The sequence below is a fragment of the Pseudomonas sp. S2_A05 genome (genome assembly GCF_054668485.1).
In genome coordinates this window covers 1,425,399-1,437,658 of sequence record NZ_CP162775.1, presented here as the reverse complement: position 1 = coordinate 1,437,658, position 12,260 = coordinate 1,425,399, and the positions used below count along the sequence as shown (strand labels likewise).

At 61.0% G+C, this 12,260-nt stretch carries 12 protein-coding genes; 7 read left to right on the top strand and 5 right to left on the bottom strand.

Features of this window, described 5'->3' with window-relative positions; all coding sequences use genetic code 11:
* Positions 1–76 precede the first annotated feature (76 nt).
* Together AB4O12_RS06580 and AB4O12_RS06575 are read right to left on the bottom strand one after the other, a co-directional pair.
* The gene (locus AB4O12_RS06580; RefSeq protein WP_016774471.1) at positions 77–241 is read right to left on the bottom strand and encodes a hypothetical protein; all 165 of its coding nucleotides are present in this window, start codon (positions 239–241) and stop codon (positions 77–79) included.
* A 98-nt stretch (positions 242–339) separates the two neighbouring features.
* The gene (locus AB4O12_RS06575) at positions 340–594 is read right to left on the bottom strand and encodes a DUF465 domain-containing protein (RefSeq protein ID WP_041478686.1); all 255 of its coding nucleotides are present in this window, start codon (positions 592–594) and stop codon (positions 340–342) included.
* Positions 595–798: 204 nt separating this feature from the next.
* Here AB4O12_RS06575 and AB4O12_RS06570 point away from each other — a divergent pair, with 204 nt between their 5' ends.
* Entirely contained in the window at positions 799–1,320 is a 522-nt protein-coding gene (locus AB4O12_RS06570) for a DUF4142 domain-containing protein (protein ID WP_056785185.1), read from the top strand.
* Positions 1,321–1,376: 56 nt separating this feature from the next.
* On the opposite strand, the gene AB4O12_RS06565 is transcribed toward AB4O12_RS06570, so the two are convergent.
* Positions 1,377–1,640 (bottom strand): hypothetical protein, encoded by a 264-nt coding sequence (locus tag AB4O12_RS06565; protein WP_110647015.1) that lies wholly within the window; start codon positions 1,638–1,640, stop codon positions 1,377–1,379.
* Positions 1,641–1,900: 260 nt separating this feature from the next.
* On the opposite strand from AB4O12_RS06565, the gene AB4O12_RS06560 reads away from it, so the two are divergent.
* Genes AB4O12_RS06560 through AB4O12_RS06535 form a run of 6 tightly spaced genes read left to right on the top strand, consistent with a single transcriptional unit; the run spans position 1,901 to position 7,329 of the window.
* Positions 1,901–2,752, top strand: coding sequence for an STAS domain-containing protein (locus AB4O12_RS06560; protein ID WP_041478684.1), 852 nt, complete (start codon positions 1,901–1,903; stop codon positions 2,750–2,752).
* 2 nt (positions 2,753–2,754) lie between these two features.
* Positions 2,755–3,117: an STAS domain-containing protein gene (locus AB4O12_RS06555; protein WP_056785183.1), complete on the top strand. Its 363-nt coding sequence runs from the start codon at positions 2,755–2,757 to the stop codon at positions 3,115–3,117.
* Entirely contained in the window at positions 3,114–3,518 is a 405-nt protein-coding gene (locus AB4O12_RS06550; protein ID WP_016774465.1) for an anti-sigma regulatory factor, read from the top strand. The genes AB4O12_RS06555 and AB4O12_RS06550 overlap by 4 nt, the downstream gene beginning before the upstream one ends.
* Positions 3,515–4,528, top strand: coding sequence for an ATP-binding protein (locus AB4O12_RS06545; protein ID WP_150635939.1), 1,014 nt, complete (start codon positions 3,515–3,517; stop codon positions 4,526–4,528). Before AB4O12_RS06550 ends, AB4O12_RS06545 begins: the two co-directional genes overlap by 4 nt.
* Entirely contained in the window at positions 4,521–5,396 is an 876-nt protein-coding gene (locus AB4O12_RS06540) for a sensor histidine kinase (RefSeq protein ID WP_252869336.1), read from the top strand. The genes AB4O12_RS06545 and AB4O12_RS06540 overlap by 8 nt, the downstream gene beginning before the upstream one ends.
* Positions 5,386–7,329 (top strand): response regulator, encoded by a 1,944-nt coding sequence (locus AB4O12_RS06535; RefSeq protein ID WP_460060916.1) that lies wholly within the window; start codon positions 5,386–5,388, stop codon positions 7,327–7,329. Before AB4O12_RS06540 ends, AB4O12_RS06535 begins: the two co-directional genes overlap by 11 nt.
* A gap of 122 nt (positions 7,330–7,451) precedes the next feature.
* Here the strand turns inward: AB4O12_RS06535 and AB4O12_RS06530 are convergent, their stop codons facing one another.
* Together AB4O12_RS06530 and AB4O12_RS06525 are read right to left on the bottom strand one after the other, a co-directional pair.
* A complete protein-coding gene (locus AB4O12_RS06530; protein ID WP_252877988.1) occupies positions 7,452–10,085 on the bottom strand; it encodes an excinuclease ABC subunit UvrA in 2,634 nt (877 codons plus the stop codon).
* A 38-nt stretch (positions 10,086–10,123) separates the two neighbouring features.
* Positions 10,124–12,235, bottom strand: coding sequence for an ATP-binding protein (locus tag AB4O12_RS06525; protein WP_460060914.1), 2,112 nt, complete (start codon positions 12,233–12,235; stop codon positions 10,124–10,126).
* Positions 12,236–12,260 lie beyond the last annotated feature (25 nt).

Below are 12,260 nucleotides of genomic sequence, written 5' to 3'. Positions count from 1 at the left end.
CAGTGTCCGTGTGAATTCCAAATATGTGTTCACCAGATGAACCTGTGGGAGCTGGCTTGCCAGCGATAGCGGTCTGTCAGTTGCCGGACCGGTCGAACTTCTCCGGATCTTCATCCTCAGGCAGTTCTTTCACGGTTTTTTCCGGATGCGCTGTGGTATGCGCCGGGCTGTTCGGTTCAGGACGGGTAGGAATCGGGTCGAAACCACCCTGCTCTTCACTGGGGAATTTGGGGTCGTTCATAAGGCACCTCGCAACGAGTCGATGGTTTGCAGACTCTGCACATTGGAGGTGCCATTGGCCGTAGCCGTTCCCTTCAAAAATGACCACGGGTCGGGCGACTACTGTCCCGTCAGCGGCTGCCCGGCGAGTTGAGCAACGATCTGTTCCTTGACGATCACGCGCTTCTCTTTGAGCTTTTTCAATTCGTCGTCAGTGGGGGCGTCTGACTGGGCGTTCTCGGCTTCGACCACGGCTTTATCCACGTCGAAGTACTTGTTGAGCAGCGAATCCAGCTTCGGATCCTCGGAGCGTTTTTGCTCGATCTCTTCCTTCTTGCAGCCCAGGTCCTGATACAGATCATGTGAAACCGGCATGAAACACCTCCATCAATTTGATCGACAACCAGCGCGACCGATGCGCTGACTCATTATCAGCATGGCCTTGCCCGATGACTTCTGTCGACTCCCTGTCAGACCAGCGGTGGCCGTTCGTCGCCCTGTCGTAAATGCGATAAAACCTTTGGCGTCTGCGCTCGCTCCATTGGATAACGCTCACAAAAACCTGCGTGGAGATACCCAATGGACGGATTCAACCTGCGTCATCTCGCTCTGGCTGTTGCACTGTCTGCCGGCATGGGCAGCGCCTTTGCCGCAACCGACAACGACTTTGTCGACAATGCCGCCGCTGGTGGCATCGCCGAAATCGAAACCAGCAAGCTGGCACTGGAAAAAAGCCAGTCAGCCGACATCAAAGCCTTCGCTAACCAAATGATCGCTGATCACACCAAGGCCAATGAAGAGCTGAAGAAGATCGCGACCACCAATGACATCGAAGTCCCTGACGACACCACCCTGGTCAAGCAGGCCAAGGAAAAGATTCTCGACATGCGCGATGAATCCTTCGATGCGGCCTACGCCAACAACCAGGTCAAGGCTCACGAAGAGACCATCGAGCTGTTCAAGAAGCAGGCGAACACCGTGACCGATGACAAGGCCAAGGGCGCTACTGAGCTGAAAGCGTTCGCGCAGAAGATGCTGCCAGCGCTGGAAAAACACCTGGCCCACGCCAAAGAGCTGCAAGCCAAACATCCGAGCAAGTAACCGGCCGGCAATAAAAAGGCCGCATCCTTCGATGCGGCCTTTTTGCGTTTCAGCGATCAACCACCATCGGTGTCGATATCGGCGTCAGTGCTTTCGCCCGGTTCAGGACGGTCCGGGTCAGGCTTGAAGCCGGGGCTGAAATCGTTGCTGTTGTCGTTGTGATGCTGCTTTTGATCGACCTCGGCAGCCGCGCTGTCCGCCTGCCCTTCTTCAACCGGCGCGGGAGTATTTTGCCCCGGCGTTTGCGGGTCGATGGCCGGGTCGTTGCGGTTAATTGACTCTGAGGACTGATTTTGCTGTTGCGGCGCTTGCTCGTTCATATCCACCTCATTCATAGTCCTGCCTCCTTCTTCCAGCACGACTGGAAAACGTCGGGCATGCAGATTCGAAGCCTGACGCCGTAGATTCGTTCAAAAGATCGTTGCCTGCCGCCACGCCGACTAGAGTTACCGGGGCGTTCGACGCGGCAGGCAGAAAAATTCATCGCTAGCTGAACAACTATTTCAAGCGGTAAATGTCAGTCAAATCGCGCCGGTCATTTCGCCGAGCCGGCCCATATACGTAACGGAGCGACACGCACATGGCAGCACTGCAGAACAGCACAGTTGAAGCAATCAAGAACAACCAGACTCAGCTGTTGAGCGAGTGGACCAAACGCCTCGAAGCCAGCGGCGCCACACGCAACCTCAAGGAACACGACCTCGCTCAGCAAACCCGCGACTTGCTGGGCCTGCTCCTGGCGGGTCTGGAAAACGGCAACGGCAGCAAGATTGCCGCTGCGGGCTGGGAGGATACCCGTCAGTTCCTTGAAAAGCTGTCGCAGAGCCGTGCCCTCCTCGGCCAGGATTCCCAGCAAACCGCAAACTTCATCTTCGCCTTGAAAGGCCCGTTGTTCGCCCTGCTGCAAAACCATTATCAGGACCAGCCGGCACTGCTTGCCGAGCAATTGCTGGAAGTCTCCGAATTGCTCGACACCGTCGGTATGCACACCATCGGCACCTTCCAGAAATCCCGTGAAGCGGTGATCAAGCGTCAACAGGAAGAGCTGCTGGAACTGTCGACTCCGGTGGTCAAGCTGTGGGATGGCGTCCTCGCCCTGCCAATGATCGGCACCCTCGATTCGCAGCGCACCCAAGTAGTCATGGAATCGCTGCTGCAACGCATCGTCGACACCGGTTCGGAAATCGCCATCATCGACATCACCGGCGTGCCAACCGTCGACACTCTGGTCGCCCAGCACTTGCTGAAAACCGTGACCGCGATCCGCCTGATGGGCGCTGACTGCATCATCAGCGGCGTGCGTCCACAGATTGCGCAAACCATCGTTCACCTGGGTCTGGATCTGCAAGGCGTAGTGACCAAGGCCAATCTGGCCGACGCATTGAAACTGGCCCTGACCCGCTTGGGTGTCAGCCTCGTCAAGACGGCTTGACCATGGAACGTATTCCGATTCTTCAAATGGGCGATATCTTGCTGGTGACCATTCAGGTCGACATGCATGACCAACTCGCCCTGACCCTGCAGGACGATCTGTCCGAGCGCATCAGCCGGACATCCGCCCGGGGCGTGCTGATCGACATCACGGCGCTGGACATGGTCGATTCGTTCATCGGGCGCATGATCGGCGACATTTCCGGGCTGTCGAAAATCATGGACGCCAAAACCGTGCTGGTCGGCATGCAGCCGGCAGTGGCGATCACGCTCGTTGAGCTGGGCATGACTTTGCCAGACGTGAGCACCGCCCTGAACGTCGAACGCGGGATGAAACTGCTGCGGGAACGAGTACTTGCACAATGACCGTGCGCAGTAGCGGTACGCAACCCATTCTCATTGAACAGGACGTAGTGCTGGCCCGCCAGACCACGCGCAAGCTCGCCACCGAATGTGGCATGCGCCTGATCGACCTGACCAAACTGGTGACCGCTGTCAGTGAGCTGGCGCGTAACACCATGGTCTATGGCGGCGGCGGCGACATGGACTGGCAGATTCTCGAGGAAAACGGCCGGGTCGGTTTGCGTATCACCTTCCGCGACGAAGGCCCTGGCATCCCCGACATCAAACTGGCGATGACCGACGGCTGGACCTCCGGCAGCGGGTTGGGCCTTGGCCTGACTGGCGCCAAGCGCCTGGTCAATGAATTCGAACTCGACACTGAGCCCGGCAAAGGCACGCGCATTACGATCACACGATGGACATGAATATCACCGGGTCGTTGACCCAGGTTCTGCCGATCGAGGACAGCAGCCAGATCGGCCACGCCCGGCGCACCGCGCAGAAACTCGCCGAGCAGCATGGCTTCGACGAAAACGATGCCGGCCGCGTGGCGCTGGTCGCGACCGAACTGGCGAGCAACGTGCTCAAGCATGCCCAGCGTGGTGAATTTCACCTGCGTGTACTGGCTCGGCCGGATAACGGCTTCGGCATCGAAATGCAGACCGTGGATCGGGCGCAGGGCTTTGATCTGGATGCCTGTCTGGCGGATGGCTTTTCCACTGGCGGCACACAAGGCATCGGCCTCGGCGCCGTATCGCGGCAGACCAGTGTCTTCGATGTCTACGCCGACCACCGTGGCGCGGTGTTGCTGGCGCGAATTTTTCCGCGCAGCGATCGTCAGGCCGATATCCGCTTCGGCGTCAGCCAGCATTCGCTGCATGCCGATCCAGCCTGCGGCGATGTCTGGCATCTGGCGTATGAAGGCTCGCGGATCAGCGCGCTGGTGGTCGATGGCCTCGGTCATGGCGAAGACGCCGAGCGCGCAGGCCTGGCCGGGGCGCAGGCATTCGCCCGGGCGCCGTTTGCCGATCCAGTGGTATTGATGGAAGACCTGCATCAGGAAATGCTCGGCACCCGTGGCGGCGCCGTCGCTTTCGCGCAGTTTGACAGCCAGCGCGACGGCCTGACGTTCGCCGGTGTCGGTAACATCGGCGCCAGTCTGCTGGAGCCTGGCAAATCCCGCGGTCTGGCCTCACATCCCGGTATCGTTGGCGGCCAGTACCGTAAAGCCAAACCCTTTGACTATGCTCACGTGAACGGACATTTATTGATCATGTACAGCGACGGCCTACAGTCCCGTTGGAATCTTGCAGACTACCCCGGCCTGGTGCATCGCCATCCTGCCGTGATAGCCAGCGTCCTGCACCGCGACTTTTGCCGTGGTCGCGATGACGTGACGGTGCTGGTCGTGGCTCTGGAGGCCGCCCATGGCTGAATCGACAACCCTGAGCCCTGCTGAACAGGCGGCGCTCATCGCTCAGTTGCAGCGCGAAACCACTGCCCTGCGCGAAGAACTCGATGAAACCAACCAGGGTGTTCTGGCGCTGTACGCCGAGCTCGACAATCAGGCCGAAGAACTGCGTCAGGCATCGGATCTCAAAAGCCGTTTCCTGTCGTACATGAGCCATGAATTCCGCACGCCGCTGGGCTCGATACTGAGCATCAACAGTCTGCTCGCTGACGAACTCGACGGTCCGCTCAGCCCTGAACAGCACAAGCAGGTAGCCTTCGTCAGCACCGCTGCCCGCGAGCTCAGCGACATGGTTGATGACCTGCTCGATCTGGCGAAGATCGAAGCCGGGCGCATCAGCATTTCCCCGGCCTGGTTCGACATGTTCGACCTGTTCTCCGCCCTGCGCGGGATGTTCCGGCCAATCGTCGACGCCTCGGCGGTGGATCTGATCTTCGAAGAGCCACTGGGCCTGCCGCGCCTGTATACCGATGACAAGAAGCTCGGGCAGATCCTGCGCAACTTCATTTCCAACTCACTGAAATTCACCACCCGTGGCGAAGTGCGGGTATCGGCGCGAATGGAAGGTGAAGACAAAGTGCGCTTTGCCGTCAGCGACACCGGCATCGGCATCGCGGCCGAACTGCATGACACGCTGTTCGAAGACTTCTCCCAAGTCGATTCGCCATTGCAGAAACGTCTGCGCGGCACCGGTCTGGGTCTGTCACTGTGCAAGCGTTTCGCCGCCCTGCTCGGCGGTGAAGTCGGGGTAGACAGTACGCCGGGCGTCGGCTCGACGTTCTTTGTCATCATCCCGCTGGCGATCGCTCTGGAGAACGTCGATGAATCGTGACATCCGCCTGTTGATCGTCGATGACAACGTCGCCACCCGTTACGCCCTGCGCCGGCGCTTGGAGCGCCATGGCTACACGGTGCTCGAAGCCGGCACCGGCAGCGACGGCCTGGCCCTGATCGAGGGCGAAGCCCTCGATGCGTTGATCCTCGACGTCAACCTGCCGGACATGAGCGGTTTCGACATCGTCCGCCTGCTGCGCGCCGACCCGGGCACCGCGCTGCTGCCAGTGATTCATGTGTCAGCGGCGTCGATCCAGACCGGCGATATCATCACTGGTCTCAACGCGGGTGCCGATGCCTATCTGATTCACCCGGTCGACCCCGATGTGCTCTTGGCGACCCTGCGTACCCTGCTGCGGGTGCGCGACACGGAAAATGCCCTGCGCGAGAGCGAGGCACGTTTCCGCGAGATTTTCGCCAACGTCTCGGCACCGATCGCCGTGCTCGATGCCAATCTGAAAGTGTATGAATGCAACCACGCCTTTGCCCAACTGATCGTCGATAACCGCGACGCGCAGGCGCTGCGTGAATGCTTTGCCGAAGATCAATGCTCGATCCTCGATGAACTGCGTCTGCGTCTGGTCGACGGCGAGCGCTGGAAAGGCACGCTGAACATGCGTGTGCAGGGCGAGATTCGCGAGACGCAATGGCAGATTTCGCCGTATCGCACCCCGGAACTGAGTCTGGTGTTCGTCGAGGACGTCACCGAACACCGCCACCGCGAGCGCTCGCACCTGGCGCGGCTGGATGACACCACCACGCAGCTGGCCAAGGAAGTCGCCGAGCGCGTGCACGCCGAAGCGCAATTGCTGCAAGTGCAGAAAATGGATGCGCTGGGCAAGCTCACCGGCGGTATCGCCCACGACTTCAACAACCTGCTGACCGGGATCATCACCAGCCTGGAACTGATCCAGAAACGCGTGGCCGATGAGCGTCTGGACAAGGTGCAGTTCTATACCGAAGCAGCGCTGAACTCAGCCATGAGCGCGGCCTCATTGACCCATCGTCTGCTGGCATTTGCCCGCCAGCAGCCGCTCGATACACGGCCGGTGGACATCAACGAGCATGTCCGCTCGCTGGAAGAATTGCTGGTGCGCACCATCGGCGAGCGCATCACCCTCAAGCTGGAACTGACCAACAAACCGGCGATTGCGCTGGTCGACCCGGTGCAGCTGGAAAGCGCGGTGCTCAATCTGGTGATCAACGCCCGTGATGCCCTGCCCTCGGGCGGCAATATCTGGGTCAATACTTACGCCGCTTATTCCCATGGCGATCCGAATCTGGCCGATGGCGCGTACGTGGCGCTGTCGGTACGCGACGACGGCACCGGCATTGAACACAACGTGATCGACAAGGTGTTCGAACCGTTTTTCACCACCAAGCCTTTGGGCCAGGGCACCGGGCTCGGTCTGTCGACGATCTACGGTTTTGCCCGTCAGTCCGGCGGTGACGCGCACATCCGCAGCGTCGCCCGACGTGGCACCGAAGTGACCATCATGCTGCCCGGCACCAACGACCCGACCGGGGCCGACGCACCTGTGCCCGTGCCTGACGCGAAAGGCAGTGGCGAGCATGTGCTGATCGTCGAGGACATGGCCACGGTGCGCTTGTTCGTCACCGAAGTGCTGGAGGATGCCGGCTATCGCTGCACGCAAGCGGCGGATATCGAATCGGCGCTGGAGCGCTTGCAGAACGACCCGTCGATCGACCTGCTGCTGACCGACGTCGGCCTGCCGCGCATGAGCGGGCGGGAGTTGGCGGATGTTGCCCGTGGCTGGCACGAAGGGCTGCCGATCCTGTTCATGACCGGCTACGCCGAAACCGCGCTCAACCGCCAGGTCTTCCTCGGTACAGGCATGGACATGCTGGTCAAACCGTTCCAGATCAGCGAACTGCTCGACAAGGTCCGCCGCACGCTGGATGGCGCCTGAACTGGCGCCATCGCTGGCAAGCCAGCTCCCACAGGGGCATCAGTGTGCGCAGATTTTCGGCAACAACTTGAATTTCTGTGGGAGCTGGCTTGCCAGCGATGGCGGCCAGCAAGGCGCTGCAGTTATCGGCTTAAAGCACGGGCAAGAAACGGCGCGGTCTTGCTCTTCTTGCTGGCGGCGACTTTCTGTGGTGTGCCGGCGGCGACGATCCTGCCGCCCTGATCACCGGCGCCGGGGCCGATGTCGATCACCCAGTCGCTCTGCGCGACGACACGCATTTCGTGTTCGACCACAATCACCGTGTGCCCCGCCGTTACCAGCGTATCGAGTTGTTCCAGCAAGCGATCGACATCTCTCGGGTGCAATCCCGTGGTCGGTTCATCCAGTACATACAAGGTCGCACCACGCTGGCTGCGCTGCAACTCGGTCGCCAGTTTGATCCGCTGCGCTTCACCACCGGACAGTTCCGTGGCCGGTTGCCCCAGGCGCAGATAACCCAGGCCGATATCGCGCAGCACTTCCAGCGAACGACGAATCCCCGCCTGTTCGGCAAACACCGCTACCGCTTCATCGACTGTCAGTTGCAGGACTTGGGCGATGCTCAAGCCCTGCCAGAGAATCGCCAATGTCTGCGGGTTATACCGCGCTCCGTGGCAAGTTGGGCACGGCGCATACACGCTGGGCATGAACAGCAATTCCACACTGACAAAACCTTCGCCCTCACACGTGGCGCAACGGCCCTTGGCGACGTTGAAAGAAAACTGCCCGGCATCATAGCCCGCCGCTTGTGCCTCAGGTGTCGCGGCAAACAGCTTGCGCACGTTGTCGAACAACCCGGTGTAAGTCGCCAGATTGGAGCGCGGCGTGCGTCCGATGGGTTTCTGATCAACCTGCACCAGCCGTTTGATCGACTCCAGGCCGGCGCTGATCTGCCCGGTGCTGGGCGGCGGAGTGTCATCTTCCAGGCTCGGCTCTTCTGACTCGGCCTCGGCCACCGGACGGCCCAACTGCGCGCCGACCAGTTCGAGCAAGGCCTGACTGACCAGACTCGATTTGCCAGATCCCGATACGCCGGTCACCGAGGTGAAACAGCCCAAAGGGAATTCGGCGCTAAGATTATTCAGGTTATTGCGCGTGACGCCGTCCAGCTTCAGCCACCCGCTCGGCTTGCGTGCGGCGCGCTCAGGGCGTTGATTTTCCGCGAACAGATAAGCGCGGGTCTGCGAATCTGCAATATCAGCAAGTCCCGCAGGCGGACCGCTGTACAGCACGCGCCCGCCCTTCTCGCCCGCCGCCGGACCGACGTCAATCAGCCAGTCGGCACGGCGCATGGTTTCGACATCGTGCTCGACCACAAACAGCGTGTTGCCGTCCGCCTTCAAGCGCTGCAACGCCTCGAACAGCGCCTCACCATCCGCCGGATGCAGACCGGCAGACGGCTCGTCCAGGACATAAATCACCCCGAACAGCTGCGAACCCAATTGCGTGGCCAGGCGCAAACGCTGCAACTCGCCCGACGACAAGGTCGGCGTACTGCGTTCCAGCGCCAGATAACCCAGGCCGAGATCGGTCAGGGTGCTGACCCGCTCCAGCAAATCCTCAGCGATGCGCTGCGCCGCCAGACGCTTTTCCAGCGACAGATTCGGCGTGTGGCGCACGTCCGGTGCGCTGGCATGACCGCTGGCGCCATGGGCGACCCGCTGCTGACGAGCCTCGCGGGTTTGCGCATGGCTGAGGGTGTCGCCGCTCTCCTCGGCCTGTTCCAGATAATTTGCCGCTGCTACAGGCCGCAGCACTTCGGCCACTTGCAGCAACGGCATCTGCGACAACTCGCCAATGTCGTAGCCGGCAAAGGTCACCGACAACGCCTCGCGCTTGAGCCGTTTGCCCTCGCACAATGGGCACGGGCTACCGCGCATGAACTGTGAAACACGCTTCTTCATCAGCGCACTTTGCGAGTGAGTGAAGGTGTGCAGGATGTAGCGCCGGGCGCCGGTGAAGGTGCCCTGATAACTCGGTTCCATCTTGCGCTTGAGCGCGACGCGGGTTTCTTCCGGGGTCAGCCCGGCGTACACCGGCACCGTCGGCGTCTCTTCAGTGAAGAGAATCCAGTCGCGCTGCTTTTTCGGCAGTTTTTTCCACGGAATGTCGACATCGATGCCCATGGTCACGAGGATGTCGCGCAGGTTCTGCCCTTGCCAGGCCAAGGGCCAGGACGCCACTGCACGCTGGCGGATGGTCAGGTTCGGGTCCGGCACCATCAGCGCTTCGGTGACTTCATAGACGCGACCAAGTCCATGACACTCCGGACAGGCGCCCTGCGGCGTGTTCGGTGAAAAATCCTCGGCATACAGCATTGGCTGCCCCGGCGGGTAACTCCCGGCCCGGGAATAGAGCATGCGGATCAGGCTCGACAGCGTCGTCACACTGCCCACCGAAGAACGCGCGCTTGGCGTGCCGCGCTGTTGTTGCAGAGCGACGGCAGGCGGCAGTCCTTCGATGGAATCGACATCCGGCACGCCGACCTGATCGATCAGCCGCCGCGCGTAGGGCGCCACCGATTCGAAATACCGCCGCTGGGCCTCGGCGTAAAGCGTGGAAAACGCCAGCGACGACTTGCCCGAACCCGAGACGCCGGTGAACACCACCAGCGCATCACGCGGAATATCGACGTCAACGTTCTTCAGGTTATGTTCGCGGGCGCCGCGCACACGAACCATGCCGGCGGGTGCTTTGGAATTGCGCTTGGAAATCATCGGCCTGCCTTGATTGAAAAACTGGGCAGCGCTCGGCATCAGGTGCCGAGCACCTCGCAAATCATCTGCAGTAAGGCTTGCGGGCTGTAGGGTTTGCCGAGCAGATGCGTATCGGGGCTGAGCTGGTGGTCGCGGGAAATGATGTCGCGGGTATGCCCGGAAGTGAACAGCACCGGCACTGGCGGCGTCTGCACCTTGGCCCAGGCAGCTAGATCGGAACTCTTGATCAGGCCGGGCATGACCACGTCGGTGAAAATCAGATCGATCTCGATGCCTTCCAGCAACATCTGCATGGCCACGTCGCCATTGCCGGCGGTCATCACCCGATAGCCTTCTTCGCGCAGCAACTCGACCGCCGAAGCGCGCACCGCGTCATTGTCTTCCACCACCAGAATGGTTTCGTGGCCGCCGCTCTTGCGCTCGCCGACACTGGCGGTCTCTTCACGAACCGGACGCCGACTGCGCGGGAAATACAACTGCACCCGCGTGCCTTCGCCGAGCTTGCTGTCGATCTCGACGTGGCCGCCACTCTGTTTGACGAAGCCGAAGACCATGCTCAGACCGAGACCAGTGCCCTGCCCGTCGGCCTTGGTGGTGAAAAACGGTTCGAAAACCTGTTCCAGCATTTGTGGGGCAATGCCCACGCCGGTGTCGGTGACCGCCACGCGCACATACTCACCGGACGCGATGCCCTTGCCGACGCAGTATTCGCTGTCCAGACAGACATTGGCGGCGCTGAGGCCGATAACGCCCTCGCCTTTCATCGCGTCGCGGGCGTTGATGGCCAGATTGAGAATCGCGTTTTCCAACTGGTTACGGTCGACGTTGATATGCCACGGCTGCGGCGGCAACTGCACGTCGATCTGAATGGTTTCGCCCAAGGCGCGTTGCAGCAACTCGCCAACGCCTTCGAAAATCTGTTCTGGGTTGCACACGGCCGGTGACAGCGGTTGCCGGCGGGCAAATGCGAGCAATTGCGAAGACAGTTTGGCCCCGCGCTCGACCGCCGCCAGCGAAGCCCCGACCCGGCGCTGCACGTTGGCATTGTTGGGCTCATGCCGAGCGAGCAAATGCAGGTTGCCGGCAATCACTTGCAGCAGGTTGTTGAAGTCATGGGCCACGCCACCGGTCAAGCCGCCGATGGCTTCGAGTTTCTGCGACTGGCGAAGCTGTTCCTCAGCCGCCAGCCGCGCATTCACCTCGGCGGCCACGCGCTGTTCGAGGTTGCGGGTGAATTTGAGCAGCGACTCTTCAGCATTCTTGCGCTCATGAATATCGATCAGCACGCCGGGGAAGCGAAACGGCCTGCCGTCTTCATCGAACTCGCAGGCACCACTGGCCAGCACCCACAGATATTGGCCATCGCCGCGCTGTACACGGTACTCAGCGTTGTAGGGCTCGCCAGTGCGCACACAATGGGCGACCCGCTCCTGGACCCATGGGTGGTCGTCGGGATGAATGCGCGATTCGGCGATGTCTTGTTGCAGATCGCTCAGGTCCTGATCCGGCGGGTAGGAAAAGGTGCGGGCGAAACGTTCGTCAGCAGAGAAGCGATTGTTCTTGATGTCCCAGACAAACGAGCCAAGCAGTGCGCCGGCATTCAGCGCCAGACGCACGCGCTCGTTGTCGGCGCGGTACGCATCTTCGGCCGCCTGACGCAGGCGCTCGGAATGCACCAGTTCGGTGGTTTCGACCACCATCGCCATGACGCCGCCGGGCACGCCTTCGTCGTTGGCCACCGGGCTGTAATACAAGTCCATCCAGACGTCTTCGGGCACGCCGTCGCGCAGCAATACCAGCTCTTTGTTGCGATAGGACAAGGTGCCGCCGGCCAGGCAAGTGTCAACGACGTGGCGGTTGAATTCGGCGACTTCCGGCCAGCCCAGCTCTACCGGCACGCCAAGCAGATAGGGATGGCGGCCACCGGCGAATTCGGAGTAGGCGTCGTTGTAGATCATGTAGCCGGCATGGCCCCAGAGCATCACCATCGGCAGCGGCGAAGCCAGCATCAGCTGCACGGTGTTACACAGACTGGCCGGCCAGTCGGCGAGCGGACCCAGTTCGGTGAGGCTCCAGTCGAACGCACGGATGCGTCCGGCCATTTCGCCTTTCCAGCCCTCACAGCCGTGGCTTTCGGATAAAAACTGCATCGCCTGACTCAGTGTCCTTTTTTGC

Excerpts from the sequence above, each read along its gene's own strand:
- AB4O12_RS06580 (WP_016774471.1), bottom strand. The coding sequence starts at position 241 with ATGAACGACCCCAAATTCCCCAGTGAAGAGCAGGGTGGTTTCGACCCG.
- AB4O12_RS06575 (WP_041478686.1), bottom strand. The coding sequence starts at position 594 with ATGCCGGTTTCACATGATCTGTATCAGGACCTGGGCTGCAAGAAGGAA.
- AB4O12_RS06570 (WP_056785185.1), top strand. The coding sequence starts at position 799 with ATGGACGGATTCAACCTGCGTCATCTCGCTCTGGCTGTTGCACTGTCT.
- AB4O12_RS06565 (WP_110647015.1), bottom strand. The coding sequence starts at position 1,640 with ATGAACGAGCAAGCGCCGCAACAGCAAAATCAGTCCTCAGAGTCAATT.
- AB4O12_RS06560 (WP_041478684.1), top strand. The coding sequence starts at position 1,901 with ATGGCAGCACTGCAGAACAGCACAGTTGAAGCAATCAAGAACAACCAG.
- AB4O12_RS06555 (WP_056785183.1), top strand. The coding sequence starts at position 2,755 with ATGGAACGTATTCCGATTCTTCAAATGGGCGATATCTTGCTGGTGACC.
- AB4O12_RS06550 (WP_016774465.1), top strand. The coding sequence starts at position 3,114 with ATGACCGTGCGCAGTAGCGGTACGCAACCCATTCTCATTGAACAGGAC.
- AB4O12_RS06545 (WP_150635939.1), top strand. The coding sequence starts at position 3,515 with ATGAATATCACCGGGTCGTTGACCCAGGTTCTGCCGATCGAGGACAGC.
- AB4O12_RS06540 (WP_252869336.1), top strand. The coding sequence starts at position 4,521 with ATGGCTGAATCGACAACCCTGAGCCCTGCTGAACAGGCGGCGCTCATC.
- AB4O12_RS06535 (WP_460060916.1), top strand. The coding sequence starts at position 5,386 with ATGAATCGTGACATCCGCCTGTTGATCGTCGATGACAACGTCGCCACC.
- AB4O12_RS06530 (WP_252877988.1), bottom strand. The coding sequence starts at position 10,085 with ATGATTTCCAAGCGCAATTCCAAAGCACCCGCCGGCATGGTTCGTGTG.
- AB4O12_RS06525 (WP_460060914.1), bottom strand. The coding sequence starts at position 12,235 with ATGCAGTTTTTATCCGAAAGCCACGGCTGTGAGGGCTGGAAAGGCGAA.